We start from the raw sequence: 17,578 nt of genomic DNA on the forward strand, positions 1-17,578 counted from the left end.
GCCCTGGGGAGTGCCCGGAGAGAACCGTCTCCGGGGAGGCCCCGGAAACGGGCGGCTGAGTCCCGCCATGGTCGGACGCCGGCTCCGGCTTCGCTATGGCGTACGTCACACCGGTGGGGTCCAAGCTTCCGGCCGCCGGGTGCGCGGTGCCACGCCCGATCGATCAATTCCCGCCATTCCAGGGGTGGTTGACCTTCCGACTGCGCCGTCGGCCCTTGACGTCAAGTGTTGGCGGCGGGTTTGCTGTGCGTGATCGACTGAACGCGGGCCGATGTCCGCACGGGCAGGACGAGCATCAACGGCAACAGCGACAACGCCCCCTGGCGGCCACCGGCGTCATCGGGTGACAGGAGCGCCGCCGGCGGGACCGACGCCAGTGGCCGTACGAGGAACATAGGAACACGAGGTAGTCCCGCGGTGTCCCCACCCCCGCCTCCGCCTCCGCTCGGCCGCGTCCGCAGGCGTCCGGCCCAGGTCTTCGACGCCGCACTCGACGACGTCGAGCTCTGCGCCGCCCGCGCCGCGCTGGCCCAGGGCCGCTGGCAGGTCGTCCGCACGCTGCTCACCCGCACCGGCGACGACTGGGACCGCCGGGACCACCGCATCGCTGTCCTCGCCAGGGAGCCGTACTGCGCCGCCTGGGCGAGGGACTGGCTGCTCGCCGAGCCCGACTCCGCCGATGCCGCCGCGCTGCTGGCCGTGGCGCTGGTCCGGCACTGCTTGCGCGGCAAGGAGAAGCCGACCCGCGCCCGCGAGGCCTGCCGCGTCGCCGCCGCCCTCGCCCCCGGCGACCCCACCCCCTGGCTCGGTCTGCTGATGCTGGAGCGCCGGACGGGCGACGACGCGGGGTTCGTACGTGCCTTCGAGCAGGTCCGCGCCCGCCACACCGACCACCATCACGCCCACCATCTGATGATCGCCCGCCTCGCCGAGCGGCGCGCCGACGCCGGCCCCGACCCCCTGCACGAGGTCTACGACTTCGCCGCCTGGGCCGCGGAAGGCGCCCCCGCCGACTCCCCGCTCGCGGTCCTGCCGGTCGTCGCGCACGCCGAGCGCTACCGTGTCCTGGCCGCCGCCGGGGTCGAACCCGGCGATCCCGTGGCGTCGGGGCACTGGGCCGGGCGCCGGGCCCGGCAGGTACTGAAGGCCGCCTTCGACTGGTGGCTCGAGTGGGAGCACGAGGGCCACCCCCGGCGTCTCGTCGACCTGAACTTCCTGGCCCACGCCAAGGTCTGTGAGGGCCGCGGGGCCGAGGCAGCGGCCCTCTTCCACCGCATCGGCGACCACGCCACCCCCGAGCCCTGGTCCTATCCGGACCGAGACCCCCTCGCCGCCTTCCGTGCCGCCCGCGACCGTGCGCTCGGCACGGGCTGAACCCCGACCGCCGCCCTCCCGTCGACCCCTCGCCCCACCACCTCGAACCGACCGCCTCCCCTCGACCGCCCCCGCCCCGCCGCCCACCTCCGCCCACTTCAACCGACCGCGGGCAACCCCGCGGTCGAGCGGCCGCCGCCCGCCACGCCCCGTCGGCCGACTGCCTCACCCGACCGCCCGACCCGATCGACCGTGTGCCACCGGCCGCCACCGGCCGTTTCCGACAGATGGCCCCCCACGAGAGAAGGACACCACCGATGACGATCGGCCGTTCGAGCCCCGGTCGCCCCACCGCCGACATCAGCACCTACCTCGGCCGGGAGCGCGCCCTGCGTGCCGACCGCCTCGGCACCGGAGGGCTGCTTCTCTCCGTCCTCGCCGCGACCGCCCCGCTGATGGTGGTCGCGGGTGTCATGCCCACCACATTCGCGGTGATGGGCATCGTCGGCCAGCCCCTCCTCTTCGTCGCCCTCGGCGCCGTCCTGGTCCTGTTCAGCGTCGGGTACGCCGAGATGAGCCGCCATGTCCACAACGCGGGCGCCTTCTACGCCTACATCGCCCGCGGCCTGGGCGGCACGGCCGGTGCGGGCGCCGCCCTCGTGGCCCTCGTCGCCTACAGCTCGCTCCAGGTCGGCATCTACGGCATCTTCGGCTTCGAGGTCTCCGGCCTGTTCGCCACGTACGCCGACCTGGAGATCGCCTGGTGGATCCCGGCGCTCGTGGCCGTCGCCGTGGTCGGCGCGCTCGGCTGGCTGAAGATCGACGTCAACGCGCGCGTACTCGGTGTGCTGCTGGTCATCGAGGTCGCCCTGGTCGTCGTCTTCGACTTCGCGGCGCTGACGGACCCCGGCGCGGAAGGCCTCTCCCTGCACGCCTTCAACCCCGACACCCTCGCCGGCGCCGGCGTCTCCACCGCCCTGTGCTTCTGCATCGCCGCCTTCACCGGCTTCGAGCAGGCCCCCGTCTACGCCGAGGAGACCAGCAGGCCGCACGTCCTGGTGCCGCGCGTGATGTTCCTCGCCGTCGGCTCCGTCGCGGTGTTCTTCGCACTGAGCTCCTGGGCGCTCACCGTCGCCACCGGCCCCTCCTCGATCGTCGGCACCGCGCAGGAGGAGAGCGCCGGCCTGTTGTTCACGCTCACCTCGTCCCGGCTCGGCGCCGCCTTCACCGACGTCCTGCACGTGCTCTTCGTGACCGGCATGTTCGCCGCCACGCTCAGTTTCCACAACGTCGTCTCCCGGTACGCGTTCGCCATGGGCCGTGAGGGACTGCTGCCCCGCGCCTTCGGCCGCACCAACGGCACCAGCGGCGCCCCGGGCATCGGCTCCCTGCTCCAGACGGTCGTGGCGGCGATCGTCGTGACCGCCTTCGCGGTCGCCGACGACGGCCCCGCGGGCGACCCGACGGCGCCCGTGCTGCACCTGTTCACCTGGTGCGGCAATCTCGGTGCCCTCGGCGTGACCCTGCTGATGGCCGCCTCCTCCCTGTCCGTGATCGTCTTCTTCGCCCGGCGCGGCGCGGCCGGCGCCCAAGCCTGGCGACTGGCGACCTCCGCACTCGCCGGCCTCGCCCTGCTGGTGCTCGCCGGCTACACGGTCAAGGACTTCGACGTCCTGGTCGGAGCGGGGCCCGGATCCGCCCTCAGCTGGATCCTGCCTGCCGTCGTCGGCGCCGCGCTCGTGGCCGGGCTCGTCCTCGGCCTGCTGCTGCGCTCCCGCAACCCCGAGGCGCACGCCCGGATCGGACTCGGCAACGAGGCGTTCCGGCTGGAGCGTGAGGCCTCCTCCTGAGACCGCACCCGCCCTGAGCCCGCGCCGGGCCACGACCCGGTGCGGCTCCGGGCCCCGCGCGAGCGGCCCGCCCCGGGCGGGCCTGTTCCGGCACCGAGCGGCCCCCCGCTCCGGTGCGGGCCCGCCCCGCCTTCCGTGTACGCTCCCGCTCTCCGCCCCGGGCCCGGCTCCGCCCGTGCACGTGAACGGGCGCGAAGTGGTTACGGAACCCTGACGAGCCGCTGGGATCCCTTCTCCGGCGGGGGCCGCGAGTGCTCGAATGGCAGGGTGAACCCCGAACAACCAGCGGACCCCCCGGACGAGCCGCCCGCGCAGGGCAAGCCGATAGGCCGCCGCGTCCTCCTCGGCACCCTCGGCCTGGGCGCTCTGGGTGTGCTCACCGCGCCCACCCTGCAACGCGGCCTGGAGGCCTTCCTCGGCAACGCCGCCGACAAGGACCCCACCGGCCTGACCGGACTGCTGCCCAACGGCGGCGGCTTCCGCTACTACTCGGTCACCTCGTCCGTGCCGCACAAGAGCGCCGAGGACTACCGCCTCACGGTCGACGGGCTCGTGCACCGCCCCACCACCTACACCTTGGCCGACCTGCGCAAACTGCCCCAGACCCGGTTGGTCAAGGACGTCCAGTGCGTCACGGGATGGCGCGTGCCCGGCACGCCCTTCGAAGGGGTCCGCCTCTCCCGACTGCTCGACGCGGTGGGCGTCCGGCCGCAGGGCAGAGCCGTCCGCTTCACCTGCTTCGACGGCGCCTACACCGAGAGCCTCACCCTCGACCAGGCCCGCCGCTCCGACGTCCTGGTCGCGCTGCGCATGCAGGACAAGGACCTGGGCCACAGCCACGGCGGCCCCGTTCGCCTCTATGTCGCCCCCATGTACTTCTACAAGTCCGCCAAGTGGCTCTCCGGCATCACCGTCACCGACGAAGTACGGCCCGGCTACTGGGAGGAGCGCGGATACGACGTCGACGCCTGGGTGGGCCGTTCGAACGGACGCGACGATGCCCCTACGAGCTGACGCCTCCGCCCCGAAGACCGTGCGCCTGCCCCGCTTCAGCCGTGCCGAGCGCTGGATCCACCGCACGACCGCCGTCCTGATGGGCACCTGTGTGGTCACGGCGGCCTGCCTGTACCTGCCGCAGCTCGCGGAACTCGTCGGGCGTCGTGAACTGGTCGTCCGCATCCACGAGTGGGCCGGGATCGCTCTGCCCGTACCCGTCCTGGCCGGTCTGGCGTCCCGGGCCTTCCGCGCCGACCTCGGCCGCCTCAACCGCTTCGGCGCGCACGACCGGCGCTGGCTGCGCGCGGCGCTGCGCCGCGACCGGCGGCACGCGTCACGGCCCGCGGACAAGTTCAACGCCGGGCAGAAGATCTACGCCGCCTGGATCGCAGGGGCCTCGCTGGTGATGCTGGGCACCGGACTGCTGATGTGGTTCACCCATCTCACGCCGCTGATGTGGCGGACCAGCGCGACCTTCGTCCACGACTGGTTGGCCCTCACCATCGGCGTCGTCCTGGCCGGGCACATCGGCATGGCCCTCGCCGACCCGGAGGCCCGGCGCGGCCTGCGTACCGGCGCGGTCGACCGGGAGTGGGCCGAACGGGAGCACCCCCTGTGGCGCCCCTGACGACGGTGCCGCTCCGCGCCCCGGCCGCGGACGCGACGGGCAGGCACCACCGTCGGTGAGCCCGCCCGCTGGTACCCGCCGCCCGCTCTCGTCCTCCCGGTCCCGCGCCTCGGTTCGCGCCTGCCCCGGACGAGGACTTCCGGCCGGCGTGCTGAGAGCAGGCACCGGACGCCGCTTTGTGACGGGCAGACGCTGCCTGCCGCGGCACCGGAGATCGGCGCTCGTGTCGGTCGCTGTGCGGCTGCCGGGCGGCGCCGTCCACGGGCGACCGGGAGCTCCTGGGGTCCGCGAACCCGGCCGACGTCACCGGCGCGCCGGGTGCCTCCCGGTCACCGACCGGGGCGGGTACGACTTCGGATGAGGACACCTGCCCCGGTCAGCGGGCGCGCGGCGTCAAACGGACCCACAGATGCCACCCCAGTGCCTTCCCGCTGCCAAGGCCGTGCACGGGCAGTGGCGGAGCATGCAGGAAGTGCTTCTCGGCGTGGCGGACGTCGAAGTCCGGGAAGTCCCGGCGAACCCTTCGGACGTCGTAGACCTGTGCATACGGATTGTGCGGCCCGTCGGTATTGCTGTGGATGAAGGTCCCCATGCGCAGATACCGTGCGAGCCCGAGCCTGCGCGCGTTCTCCAGGTGGTCGCCGAGGAGCCCCTTGGGGTGGGGCAGCCCGCCCAGCCGTGCCACGGGGTGGGCCGCCAGCAGCACCATCCGCCGCAACAGCCCGATCGAGACGAGGTAGTTGAGGGACCAGCGGGCGTACAGCATGACCACCAGCTCCCCGCCGGGTTTCAGGACGCGACGGATCTCCCGCTGGGCCCGGCGGATGTCGGGGACGTGGTGGAGCACCCCGTGACTGAAGACCAGGTCGAAGGACCGGTCGGGAAACGGCAGGTCCAGAACGCTGGCCCGGTGCAGCCCGTCGTACGGCAGCCCGCGCAGTGCGAGGCGGGTGCCCGTTCTTCTGACCGCCGTCCCGGTCAGATCGACTCCCGTCCACCGAGCGCCTCGGCGGATCAACTGCTCGGCCTCGGAGCCCTGTCCGAGCCCGATCTCCAGAACGCGTCGACCCAGGACGCCCAGTCCGTCCAGACACGCAGGAATGTGCGATTCGAGCCGGTACTTGGCGGCGTCGTAGCGTGAGAAGAACTCCTCGTAGTCCTGCCGCTGGTCGCCGCCCGGCGCTCCGAAGACGTTGTCTCCGCACGGGTGGTCGGACCAGAACTCCTTGATGTCCGGCTCAATCACGGATTCTCCTGCCGTTCGCATGCACATACGGGGGTCAACGGGGGCCGTCGGCCGACTGGGTCTGCCGACGAGCCGGTTCACCTGGTCGAGCACGGACCGGTGCCGCCCGGTGACGGCGGCCGGCGGCTCGGAGCGGGCCGATGCGTGCAGTGCTTCGACGACCGGAGCCGTGTCGACCGCTTCGGGACGGGTGCCGTGGACGGTCGTGGCCCGCTTCACGGTTCGCCTCCCGCTGGGATCGCCGCACTGGTGCATGCGCACCTGGCTATCGCGCGGTACGCCGGGCGCCGTGCAGGCAGGCGCGCCGGTCGGCCGGCCGGATGCAGGAAATCGCCCTTTCCGGTCGTCCTGACTCTTCGCCGCGTGGCCTTTGCCCGGGGTGCTCCCTGCGGGGCCTTCCCCTCTGCGTCGTGTCCGACCGGCGTCGAGTGCACTGGCCCGTTCGAGTTGCGGTCTCGGCGGGTTGCGCATCCTGCGGCCGTCCGGGCTCGGACGGCACTTAGTGTGACGGACACGTCCACTGTCAGGCGGAGGCTATGGGGCCAGACAATGTTCTTGCGCCGATGAACCGACCGGGCCGTTCGAGCGAGACGGCGCCGGTTCCCGTCTGCGGATTGCCGGTGCACGCGCTCACCCTGGCGGAAAGTGTCGCCGCGGCCGAGCAGCTGATCGCCGACGAGCGACCTCACCAACATGTCTCGGTGAATGCGGCGAAGGTCGTCAGGGCCCGGCGGGATCCCGAGTTGGCGCGCATCATTCGCTCCTGCTCGCTCGTCAACGCCGACGGGCAGTCCGTCGTGTGGGCGGGCCGGGTGCTCGGGCACCCTCTTCCCGAACGAGTCACCGGCATCGATCTCATACTGGCGCTGTGGGACCGCGCGGCGCGTGAACGCTACCGGGTCTTCCTGCTCGGCGCCGAGCCCGCGGTGGTGCGCCAGGTGGCGGCCATCGCCACGCGCCAGGGGGTGGACGTGGTCGGATACCGCGACGGCTACTGGTCGCGCGAGCAGGAACCGGAGGTCGTCGCCGCCGTACGCGGAGCCCGTCCCGACCTCCTCTTCCTCGCGGTGCCGACGCCGCGCAAGGAGTACTTCCTCGCCAGGCATCTGGCCGACCTGAACTGCGGTCTGGCGGTGGGCGTCGGCGGGTCCTTCGACGTGGTGGCCGGGCTCAGGGCGCGTGCGCCCGGGTGGATGCGCGGCGCCGGCCTGGAGTGGCTCTTCAGGCTCCTGCAGGAGCCGGGGCGGCTGTTCGCCCGCTATCTCGTGGGCAACACCGCGTTCGTCCTGCTGGTCCTCCGCGAGGCCCTGGCGCGACGCAACCCGCGCGGGTAGTGCCGTGGCGCGCCTGGACTCCCAGTCCCCTCGGTGACGGCCCGCCTCCGGCCCTCCTGCGTGACGAGATGTCGTACCCCCTCAAGACGAAGTGACGTACTCCCCGAAAGGAACGCGCGTGTTCAGCACTGTCTCCGTTGTAGGGCTCGGCTACATCGGGCTGCCGACCGCTGCCGCACTGGCCACCAAGGGAGTGGACGTCATCGGTGTGGATGTCGACCGGGCCACGGTCGACCTGATCAACGCCGGGCAGGCGCCCTTCGTGGAACCGGACCTCGCCGTCGCGGTGAGCGGCGCGGTGGCCATGGGACGCCTGCGCGCCACCACCGAGGTCGAACCCGCCGACGCGTTCATCATCGCCGTCCCCACTCCCGTGGGCGAGGACCGCGAACCGGACCTGTCCTGTGTGCGGGACGCGGCGGCATCGGTGGCCGATGTGCTCAGGCCCGGCGCGCTGGTGGTGCTGGAGTCGACGTCGCCGCCGGGCACGATGCTGCGGCTCTCGCAGTGGCTGGCCGAGCGGCGGCCGGACCTGACCTTCCCGCACACGCAGGGCGCCGCCGCCGACGTGCATGTCGCGCACTGCCCCGAGCGCGTTCTGCCGGGCCGGATCATGATCGAGATCGTCACCAACGACCGTCTGATCGGCGGGGTGAGCGAATGCTGCGGTGCGCGGGCGAAGGGGCTGTACGAGCTGTTCACCCAGGGGCAGTGCCATGTCACGGACGCCACCACCGCCGAGATGGCCAAGCTGAGCGAGAACGCGTTCCGGGACGTCAACATCGCCTTCGCCAATGAGCTTTCGATGATCTGCGACACGCTGGGCATCGACACCGGTGAGGTGATCGCGCTCGCCAACCGGCACCCTCGGGTGAACATCCTGCAGCCGGGCCCGGGGGTCGGGGGGCACTGCATCGCAGTCGATCCGTGGTTCATCGTCAGCGTGGCAGGTGAGCAGGCGCGGCTGATCAAGACCGCCCGGCAGGTCAACGACGCCAAGCCCGCTCATGTGATCGCGGAGGTGTCGAGGACCGCGGCGCGTTTCAAGGACCCGGTGATCGCCTGCCTGGGGCTGGCGTTCAAGGCCAACGTGGACGATCTGCGGGAGAGTCCCGCGCTGCACATCACGGCGGAACTCGCCCGTCAGGGGGTGGGCCGTCTGCTGGTGGCCGAGCCGCACATCACCGAGCTACCGTCCGTCCTTGCGGACACCGGGCAGGCGAAGCTCGTCGACCTCGAGACGGCCCTGTGCGAGTCGGACCTGATCGCCCTGCTCGTCGACCACGACGCCTTCCGTGGGGTCAAGCGGACCACGCTGCGGGGGAAGGCCGTCTTCGACACGCGCGGCCTGTGGCACTGACGGCGGCGGGAAGCCGGCCGGCACGGGTCGCCCGCGGTGCTCCTGACTTCGTCTCGGCGGGGTGAACGTCGGCGAAGCCCCTGTCAGTGATCTGCCCGGTGGCTGACGCATCGTCGGCGTCCTGGGCGTCAGCGGGAGCGTTCCCTCTTCTGGCGGACGTTGTCCTGCCAGAACCGCACGAACGACTCCTCGACGCATGTGGGTTCATACAGGGGCGCAAGATCCAGCCAAGCCTTGCGTTGGCGGCGTCTCATCGCCTCCAGGTCGGCGGTGCACGCCTGGAGGAATCCGGTGACCGAGTCCACCGTGCTGTCGACGGACTCGACACACCCCTGTCCGAAGAGTTCAGCAGCCCCGGCAGACCGCGTGGCGGCGACGACGCACCCCGCCTGCAGCCCTTCGAGCAGCACGAAGGGAAGGCCTTCGGCCCAGCGGGCGGGCAGCACGAAGACATCGGCACTGCGCCAGAACGCAACGACCTGGCCCGGTCCGAGGACGCCGAGGTCCTCGTCCACGCACGCCATGTCAGCGGCGGAACCGTCCAGGCGCAGACCGGCGACGGTGAACGTCAACGGCAGGCCCCGGTCTTTGAGCCGTCGCACGGATCTGCACACGATGTCGAAGCCCTTGGCCCGACACATCGTGCCGAGCCAGCCGACGCACAGCGCGTCGCCCGGCGCGCTCGCCTCGGGCGGCGCGCTCATCGGGGGGGCCGGGTTCCTCACCACGGCGACGGACTGTGCCCGGCAGCCGCTGGCACGCAGTTCCGCCGCGACGGCTTCACTCAGGACGATCCAGTGCGCCCCGGTGAGCAGTGCGCGCAGCACGCGGCTCGAGGCAAGCCGGGCCGGCAGTTGCGACCCGTGCAGGTGCACGACCGCGGCACACCCGAACATCCTGGCCAGCGTGACGATCAGCAAGTCGCGGCAGAGCGGAAGTCCCCCCTGGGAGACAGGCAGGTAGAGAGCGTCGGGTGAAGCGGTGAGCAGCCTGACGGCACAGCGCCACACCGCACCCGTGGTGGCGCGGAATTTGGCCGACCAGCGTGCGTCGAAGTCTTTGCCGGCCCGGTCGGCCGAGAGGCATACGACGCCCACCACCCGGCAGTGGGCCTGAAGGATCGGGGTGAAGAACTCCGCTGCGCGCCCCATACCACCCAGGTCTGCCCGGTGTCTGAGAACCAGGACCTTCGGCTTGGGCCTTGCGGACGTTTTCCTCTTGGCGAGATGAATCATTGCCGATTTCTTTGTGAAGAGTGCCCAACACAACCGGGCCCGAGGGAAGTCAACCGGTCAGAACAGCGGCGCTACGGCCGGCCTTCTACGCAGCAGTGTGTTCACCTGGACCATCAGACCACCTGCGTATGAGCGGGTCCAGTGCGACACGTTGCGGGCAGCGACTGTCGCCTCACGCGACCTGCCGCGGCGCCTCCCGGCGAGGAAGCCACCGCCGTGCCACACTCAGGCGTCATGATGAAAACGACCGGGGCGACGGCCCAGCGTGGTCATTGTTTCGCTGCGGCAGCAGCGCTGCTGACCCTTCTGGCCGGAGACACCGGCCGTGCGGTCGAATTCGCCCCGTCGGTCACCTTGTCCGCGGTCGTGACGACTCTGCTCACATTCCTCTGGGTGCTCCTCACGGTGACCCTTCCCCTTTTCCGTGACGCCGATGACTCCCTGCCGGGCAAACACGCGGAGTTCATCCATGGCGGCGCCCCAAAGAACAGGAAGCGCCACACATCGGCAGCTTGGGTGCACGTGATTCTGTGGATGTTCATGTGCTGGACAGTCCTCGACACTGCGTTGCAGAACTTCACGGTTCAAGGCGCGCAGAATCTGGCCTGCTATTTCCTGTTCGTCAGCACGGTCCTCTTGGTGGCCTCCTGCGCCAGGAGCGGGGACGCCCACCGTTTCTCCCGCGCGGTGATTGCTGTCGGCTGGGCACGGGCCGGGATCTACGCGGTGGACCTGATGCGGTTCGGGTTCGGCGCGCAGGGCGTGTTCGCCGCCCGGTCGTTCGCCATTGAGGCCACACTCATCATGGCGGTGGCCATTCCGCTGAGCCGCGGATCGGGGTGGGCCGCTCGTCTTCTGCCCTATGCGCTTTTCGTCGAGGTGGTGTTCAGCGGGTCGCGTACGGCCATGGTGGTGGCCGGCCTGCTCCTCGCGTGCGCTCCGCTGTGCAGCACCAGCGGAGCCCGCAGGGTGAGGTACCTGTTGCGGATGTCGGTGGTCGCAGCCGCCGGATACGCCGGACTGATGCATATCCAGGTTCTTCACGACCGTTTCTTCACCGGCGACATGGTCCCCGTGGAGGGCGCTGTGGTGAACGTGTCGGGCCGGGACCTGCTCTGGTCGGTCGTGAGTGATCATGCGGCTGACAGTCCATGGGTCGGGTTCGGGGGCGGGAGCGCAACCAATTTCGTCCGTCAATTCGTCAGGACCTCAGGGGAACCGCACAACGACTGGCTGCGGATCTGGCACGACTTCGGCCTCGTCGGACTGGGTTTGTGGGTCATCTGCTTCTTCGGCCTCATCGCGCGCTGTGCCCTGCTGGCCCGCAGGAATGCCGGCCGCAACGCAAGACCCCATTACGCAGCCCTTCTCGCTCTCCTTGCCACCGGCGTGGTGATGATCACCGACAACATTTTGATCTACTACTACGCGATGTTGCCGCTCGGTGCCGTCGTCGGGCTCAGTATCGCCGACAAGGATGCGACAGATTCCGCAGGCGCGGCACAACCGCGGACAGAGCAACGGGTGGCACCGGAAAAGGGCGAGGGAGTTCCGGTCCTTTCCTCAAGCAGTGTGTGACGATCCCCCAAGACCCCCTGGTTGACTGGTGATGTTGTACGGGCGCTGACTTTTCAGCAAGGGCGACACGTATCCAGAACACGGGTGGATCGGAGATGAACCGCCTACGCTGTGGGGCAGCACAAGTGCGTTCCAGAAGAGGGCTCCACGGTGCACGGGATCGCCCGTCGGGCTGCCTCGCAGTGCATGCCCCTCACGCGTCTGCCTCTCTGGCACCGCGCTGATTGCGGGGTCCGGCCTGAAACCGAAGGGACCGCATACAGGTGAAAGCAGCCGACCAGCCGTTCGGCCTGACACGCAAGGCAGCACCGGTCGGTCTGGACGCCGCTGACACGCCCGCATGCGGTGGACTCGAACCGGCGGCCGACACGCCGGGACAGGGTGGCGGGAAGAGCGGGGCGCGTCTGATCAGCTCCCTCACCCGGTCGGTGGGGGCGCGGGCGGTGACGCTTCCCGTGACTGCCGTCACGAACCTGGTGATGTCCCACTCCGTGGTCGGGGCCGTCGGGGTTTCCGGGTACGCGTTCTTCACCTTGGTCACCACCTTGCCGGCCATGCTTCCCGTCACCGATCTCGGAGCCGGTGCCGCCATCGTGGAGGCTTGCGCACGCGACCAGTCACGCGAGCGGACGTTGGTGCGCAGGACGGTGTCCACCGCGGCGCGCAACCTCTTGGGGGCCGGAGTCGCCATCGCCTTGGCGGGAGTGGCGCTCGGCCTGTTGGGGATGTGGGACCGGGTGCTGGGCAGTGCCGCGCAGCCGGGGTCGAACGTGGTGGCCGCAGTTGCTGCGGTGCTGTACGGCTGTTCCGTGCCGCTGGGGGTAGGCAGAGCCGTGCTGCTGGCGGTGAACCGCAACGACGTGGCCTTCCTCCTGCTGGGGGCCGGGAGTGTCCTGCAGAGCGCCTTGGTGATGGCCGCCGCCTCGGTGGGCGCTTCCACGGCCGTCTTCATCTGTGCCGCCTTCTTCTCGCAGCTGCTCACGGGGCTGGTGAGCATGGTGGTGACGGGTCGGCTGACCGGCCTGCCGCTGCTGCGACTCGTCGTCCGAAGTGCACGTCACAGCTCGAGCAGCCAGATTCCGTTCGCTCAGCTCGCCGTGCCGATGACCGTCATCACCGCGGCCACCGTCGTGGCGTACGGCACCGACCGGCTCGTTCTCAGCCACATGGACGACGCGAACGCAGTCGCCCAGTACTCAGCCGGGGCCCAGTTCTTCTCACCCGCCACCAGTCTGCTGGCCGCCGCCGCCCTGCCGCTGTGGGCGCTGTTCGCCCAGCGGAGACAGGCCGAGGGCTCAGCCCGGAAACATCTCGCCCGTCTGACCGTGTACTTCGCACTGGGCGGTCTGGTGATGGGTGCAGGCCTGATCGTCGTCGGCCCCGTCCTGGGCAGCTGGATGTTGCACGGACAAGTCCGTGTGGGAACCGACCTCATGGCAGCCTTCGCGGCACTGCTGTTCGTCCGGGCCGCCAGCTATCCGGCCAACATGTGGTCGACCGACGCCTCAGGGCTGCGTTTCCAGGCGATCGCCTTCAGCCTGATGACCGTGGCGAACATCGCCCTGTCCATCCCGCTCGCTCAACTGGGTGCGCACGGCCCCGTCATCGGTTCGGTCCTGTCCTACACATTCGTCGTCCTCGTACCCAGCCTGATCCGCGCCCACCGCCGGGCGTGAGGCCACGGCTGCGCGGCGGAGCGGCTGGGGTCCTTCACGGTGCAGCCACCAGGGCGATCACGTCGGACGGTCAGAAGCGGGAAGCCGTGGACGTGTGCAGGTCCAGCAGCCCGGCCACGCCCTGGGTGAACCGGGCGCTCATCTGTTCCACCGTGTAGCGGTGGGCGTCAGAAGCGCAGCCCTGTTGCAGCTGAGCCACTCGCTGGGGGTCGGACAGTGTCTGGAGTACCACCCGGGCATACTGCTGCGGGTCCCCGGAGACCACCAGGGCGTTGCGGCCGTGCTGAAGGTATTCGAATTCTGCGCTGCGCCAATGCCAGTCGGTCGTCACCACCGGTGTGCCCAGCGCGAACGAGTCGACCGCGCAGAGGCCGACGGTTCCGGGTACGAGCATGAGCTGTGAGACCGCGCCGAACAGAGCGCGGCGTTCGTCGTGGACGGCGCCCAGATGCACCACGCCGTCTCCGCGTGCGGCCGCCGCCTCGACCACCGGGCGGTAGGGGCCGTCGCCCACGACGAGGAGCCTGAAGTCCGGCATACGGCGGACGATGTGTGCGGCTGCCTCCAGCAGGAAGGGAATGCGTTTCGTCGCGTGGAGCCCACCGAGGTAGAGGGCGGTGCGTTCGGGGACCAGGTGATGATGTTCGGCGAACGTGCGGACCTGTTGATCGGTGACGGCGTTGCGGGCCGCCACCAGGGCTGTGGTGTCTGTGGCGTTGCGGACGACGGTGATGCGGCCGGGAGGGAAGCCGTGACCGGCGACATGGCGGGCGCCGCCCAGGGTGTAGGCGAAGAACCACGACGCCTGCCGGGTGAGGAGACGTTTGGCCGACTCCATCGGGAAAGGGACCTGCTTGTAGTTGCGGCCCAGGCCCCACATGCCCACGGCCGGCCCGGATCGGCCTCGCGCAGCGTCCAACCACCTTTTGGCGAGCAGATAATACGTCTCCAGGTTCTGCAGGGCCTGTTCCACGATGACCACGTCCGAACGCCGGGGCAGGTCGCCCAGCCGCCGCAGGCGGACAGGGAGGCCGCCGATCCGCCAGGAACGCTCGACGAGCGGTACGGCGCCCTCGACATCGCGGCCCTCGGCGTCGCCGTCGGCGCGAGAGACGTAGGGGCGGGAGCCGTAGGCGACGGTCAGTTCCGCTCCCAGCTGCTCGTGCAGGTCGGCTGCCAGGCGTCTGAAGAAGGGGAGGCGGTAGGGCGGGATGCAGGGCTGGACGATCGTGATCCTCGGACGGTTCATACCGGCTCCTCCTGGTCGATCGGCATGCTGCTCGGCCCACGGGACGCGTGCAACTGGACGACTCCGACAGCTTCCGCTGCAGTCCGCCGGCGGCCGCTTCGCACGACACGGGCAACGCATGGATCCGAGTGGCGGCGATGTCGGGTGTGGAGCCCGGTTCGGCGGGTCGGGGCACCGCCCGCGCCCCTCGGGGCAGTGGGGGAGCGTGCCGGGCGTCGCGACGGGGCGAACGTTGCCTGTTGTGGCACTGGAGGCAGCTCAGCAGCCACCCACGCGGCACGAACCGGGAGCAACAGGGCCCAGCCGTCCAGGCGCTGACGAGTGGGATCGCCAACTGGACAACCGGGGTCCCTGTCACCTCTCACACATCCTTGACGAAGACATCCGTCCGGGTCCAGATGAAGGTGCTCGGACTGGCTCCGGGGAAGGAGTGCTTCTGGAAGCCCTTCAGGTCCTCGCCGGTGCGGCGGAAGTAGTCCGGACGCTCACTGTTGTCGACCACCAGCATCCCGCCAGGCCGCACCTTCGATACGGCACGCCGGATGCAGGACGCGCGTGCTCTTCCGTCAATCAGCACCAGATCGAAGTGCTCCGGCGGGAATTCATCGATCTGCGAGACATATTCCTCGAAGGAATACCCGTGGTAGCGCTCGTCGGACGACAGGCAGCTTGCGGGATCATCGGGTTCGCTCAGGAGAGCATCGCCCGGAAGCGGCCTCGGCATGACCAGCCGGCAGTCGACGGTGCCCCTGGTGAGGAGCGGGCGCAGGGTCTCGTACCAGCGACGGTCGTGCTCGATGCTCACACACTCTGCATTCCGCGAGAGCCAGTAGAGCGTCGATCCTCCGCTGCCGTACTCGAAGATCTTCTTCCCGGCGAGGGGTTGATCCTCCAGATAGCTGATGGCGTCAAAGGTGAGCCAGGGAGAGGGAGCACGCAGAAGATAGCCGGGGGTAACCGAGCGAATCCATTTCAGCAGATGCTTCCGCTGGCTCCCCAGACAGATGATCGATCCGGCGAAAACAATGTACCGCAGGAACAAGTAACCGCGCCTGAACCGCCGGTACATCGCGGATTGCATGACCTGGTCCGACATGGAACTCCGTTCGTATCTGACAACCTGGCACCCCCTATGCTTCTCCATACCGTGCTGTGCCGCTCGTGCGCCACGCGGCACGCTCGCCGCGGAGGTCGTCGACCTGGCCAACCGTCACCCTCGCGTCGACAGTCCGCGGCCGGGCCCGGGAGCCCGCGGGCACTGCATCGCCTGGGATCCCCGGCTCATCGTCTCCGCCGCGCCCCGGCAGCCGCGGCTCGTCCGGCTCGCCCGTGAGGCCGACGACGACCGGCCCGACCAACTGATCGGCGAGGCCGTGCGGTCCGCCGGACGGTTCAGGGGCCCGGTGATCGCCTTCCTGGGTCGGGTGTTCAAGACGAACACCGACGGCCTGAGGGAGAGTCCCGCCCCCGTGACACCTCACATGGCTCGCCGACGCCGGGCCGGTCGGCTGCTGGTGCGCGAGTCACCGGCAGACTTGGGCCGGGTCGAACTCGTCGGCATCGTCACCGCCCTGCGGGACGCGGGCATCGTCGTACTCCTCGTCGGCCACGACACCTTCCGCAGCGTCGAGCGAACCGCGATGGGCGGCACGGCCGTGGTCGACCCCCGCGGTCTCTGGCGCTGACGCCGCAGCACACACGGGATGCGACGTCCCGCCGAACTCCGCAGGACGCCCGCACAGCCCCAGCCAGTGCCCGATCGCCTGTACGGTACGGTCCGCGGCGCGGCCGTCCCCGTACGGGTTCACGGCCTGTGCCATCGTGGCGTACGCCTGCCGGTCGTGCAGGAGCCGTCGCACCTCCTTCACGATGCGCTCCCGATCGGTGCCCACCAGCCGGGACGTACCGGCCTCCAGCGCCTCGGGTCGTTCTGTGCTGTTCCGCATGACCAGTACCGGCTTGCCCAGGCCGGGCCCCTCTTCCTGGATGCCGCCGCTGTCGGTGAGGATCAGGTGCGAGCGGTGTATCAGCCGGGCGAAGGCCGCGTAGGTGAGCGGTTCCGTCAGCCGCACGTTCTCCAGGCGCCCCACGTGCGGCAGGATCGCCGCCCGCACCACCGGGTTCGGGTGCAGCGGCAGCACGATGAGCAAGTCCGGCTCGATCTGGGAGAGATCGGCGAGGGCGCCTCCGACGGACTCGATCGCACGGCCCCACGACTCACGGCGGTGGACCGTCACCAGCAGCACCCTGCGGGCGGTGTCGTCCAGGTCGGCCAGAGCCGGATCCCCGTAGTCGGCCTTCCGCCCGACCGCCCAGCGCAGGGCGTCGATGACCGTGTTGCCGGTGACGACGACGGACGCGGCGGGCACGCCGTCCCGCAGCAGGTTGTCCCGCGCGTGCCCGGTGGGCGCCAGGTGCAGCGATGCCAGCTGGGTCACCAGCCGGCGGTTGATCTCCTCGGGGAAGGGCGCACACCGGTTGTCGGTGCGCAGTCCGGCCTCCAGGTGGACCACGGGGACGCTGGTGTAGAAAGCGGCCAGAGCCCCGGCGAACGCCGTCGTCGTGTCGCCCTGGACCAGAACCGCGTCCGGGCGCTCGTGCTGCAGCAGGGGGCAGATCCCGTCGAGGACGCGAACGGTGATGTCGCACAGGGACTGGCGGCGGGTGAGGATGTCGAGGTCGTGGTCGGCGCGGATGCCGAACAACGTGTGCACCTGGTCGAGCAGTGCACGGTGCTGACCGGTCACCGCCACCGTCGACCGGAACATCGGGGACCGGCGGAGCGCCTCGATGACGGGTGCCATCTTGATGGCCTCCGGTCTGGTTCCGTAGACGGCCATCAGTCGTTTCACCCGAGTCTCCTTCCGAGTGGCGCTCGTCCGCACTCGGGGCCGTGGCGCATGCGTGGCCCTGTTCTCCGGAGCGGAAGCAGAGCTGTTCGGGCACCAGCGAACCGCCAATGCGTGGAGAATTCCGTCATGCCGTCGGCATGATCACTCCCGCGTATGGAGATGTTGGTCCGTCTGGTCCGTTGATGCGGGACCGACGGCCACCCGGGTGCGCAGCCGTCCATACGGTGTCCCGCAGGCCGTGCATCCCTCTCTCGTAAGGC

At 70.1% G+C, this 17,578-nt stretch carries 13 protein-coding genes; 8 read left to right on the forward strand and 5 right to left on the reverse strand.

Annotation, left to right across the window (positions count from 1 at the left end; translation table 11 throughout):
- The first annotated feature begins 417 nt into the window (after positions 1 to 417).
- From JS756_RS32965 to JS756_RS32980, 4 genes are all read left to right on the forward strand, one after another.
- On the forward strand, positions 418 to 1,374 hold the full coding sequence (locus JS756_RS32965) for a hypothetical protein (protein ID WP_307791332.1): 957 nt from the start codon (positions 418 to 420) through the stop codon (positions 1,372 to 1,374).
- A gap of 257 nt (positions 1,375 to 1,631) precedes the next feature.
- A complete protein-coding gene (locus JS756_RS32970; RefSeq protein WP_205386943.1) occupies positions 1,632 to 3,164 on the forward strand; it encodes an APC family permease in 1,533 nt (510 codons plus the stop codon).
- A gap of 267 nt (positions 3,165 to 3,431) precedes the next feature.
- The gene (locus JS756_RS32975; protein WP_205386944.1) at positions 3,432 to 4,178 is read left to right on the forward strand and encodes a molybdopterin-dependent oxidoreductase; all 747 of its coding nucleotides are present in this window, start codon (positions 3,432 to 3,434) and stop codon (positions 4,176 to 4,178) included.
- Positions 4,162 to 4,788 carry a cytochrome b/b6 domain-containing protein gene (locus JS756_RS32980; protein WP_205386945.1) on the forward strand — a complete coding sequence of 209 codons (627 nt, stop codon included), beginning with the start codon at positions 4,162 to 4,164 and terminating at the stop codon, positions 4,786 to 4,788. The genes JS756_RS32975 and JS756_RS32980 overlap by 17 nt, the downstream gene beginning before the upstream one ends.
- Before the next feature lie 376 nt (positions 4,789 to 5,164).
- Here JS756_RS32980 and JS756_RS32985 read toward each other — a convergent pair whose 3' ends face one another.
- A complete protein-coding gene (locus tag JS756_RS32985; RefSeq protein WP_205386946.1) occupies positions 5,165 to 6,034 on the reverse strand; it encodes a class I SAM-dependent methyltransferase in 870 nt (289 codons plus the stop codon).
- Positions 6,035 to 6,597: 563 nt separating this feature from the next.
- Here JS756_RS32985 and JS756_RS32990 point away from each other — a divergent pair.
- Complete coding sequence (locus JS756_RS32990; protein ID WP_240204723.1) at positions 6,598 to 7,368, forward strand: WecB/TagA/CpsF family glycosyltransferase; 771 nt, start codon at positions 6,598 to 6,600, stop codon at positions 7,366 to 7,368.
- A gap of 118 nt (positions 7,369 to 7,486) precedes the next feature.
- Positions 7,487 to 8,728 carry a UDP-N-acetyl-D-mannosamine dehydrogenase gene (wecC, locus tag JS756_RS32995; protein ID WP_205386948.1) on the forward strand — a complete coding sequence of 414 codons (1,242 nt, stop codon included), beginning with the start codon at positions 7,487 to 7,489 and terminating at the stop codon, positions 8,726 to 8,728.
- A gap of 128 nt (positions 8,729 to 8,856) precedes the next feature.
- Here the strand turns inward: wecC and JS756_RS33000 are convergent, their stop codons facing one another.
- Positions 8,857 to 9,879: a glycosyltransferase family 4 protein gene (locus JS756_RS33000; RefSeq protein WP_205386949.1), complete on the reverse strand. Its 1,023-nt coding sequence runs from the start codon at positions 9,877 to 9,879 to the stop codon at positions 8,857 to 8,859.
- A 318-nt stretch (positions 9,880 to 10,197) separates the two neighbouring features.
- Between JS756_RS33000 and JS756_RS33005 the strand changes: the two genes are divergently transcribed.
- Entirely contained in the window at positions 10,198 to 11,541 is a 1,344-nt protein-coding gene (locus JS756_RS33005) for an O-antigen ligase family protein (protein ID WP_205386950.1), read from the forward strand.
- 263 nt (positions 11,542 to 11,804) lie between these two features.
- On the forward strand, positions 11,805 to 13,217 hold the full coding sequence (locus JS756_RS33010; protein WP_205386951.1) for a lipopolysaccharide biosynthesis protein: 1,413 nt from the start codon (positions 11,805 to 11,807) through the stop codon (positions 13,215 to 13,217).
- A gap of 70 nt (positions 13,218 to 13,287) precedes the next feature.
- Here the strand turns inward: JS756_RS33010 and JS756_RS33015 are convergent, their stop codons facing one another.
- The 3 genes from JS756_RS33015 to wecB form a co-directional block, all read right to left on the reverse strand.
- Positions 13,288 to 14,466, reverse strand: coding sequence for a glycosyltransferase family 4 protein (locus JS756_RS33015; protein WP_205386952.1), 1,179 nt, complete (start codon positions 14,464 to 14,466; stop codon positions 13,288 to 13,290).
- Positions 14,467 to 14,827: 361 nt separating this feature from the next.
- A complete protein-coding gene (locus JS756_RS33020) occupies positions 14,828 to 15,562 on the reverse strand; it encodes an O-methyltransferase (RefSeq protein ID WP_205386953.1) in 735 nt (244 codons plus the stop codon).
- A 427-nt stretch (positions 15,563 to 15,989) separates the two neighbouring features.
- Positions 15,990 to 17,318 carry a non-hydrolyzing UDP-N-acetylglucosamine 2-epimerase gene (gene wecB, locus JS756_RS33025; RefSeq protein ID WP_307791335.1) on the reverse strand — a complete coding sequence of 443 codons (1,329 nt, stop codon included), beginning with the start codon at positions 17,316 to 17,318 and terminating at the stop codon, positions 15,990 to 15,992.
- Positions 17,319 to 17,578 lie beyond the last annotated feature (260 nt).

Source organism: Streptomyces actuosus (assembly GCF_016921115.1).
Lineage (GTDB): Bacteria > Actinomycetota > Actinomycetes > Streptomycetales > Streptomycetaceae > Streptomyces > Streptomyces actuosus_A.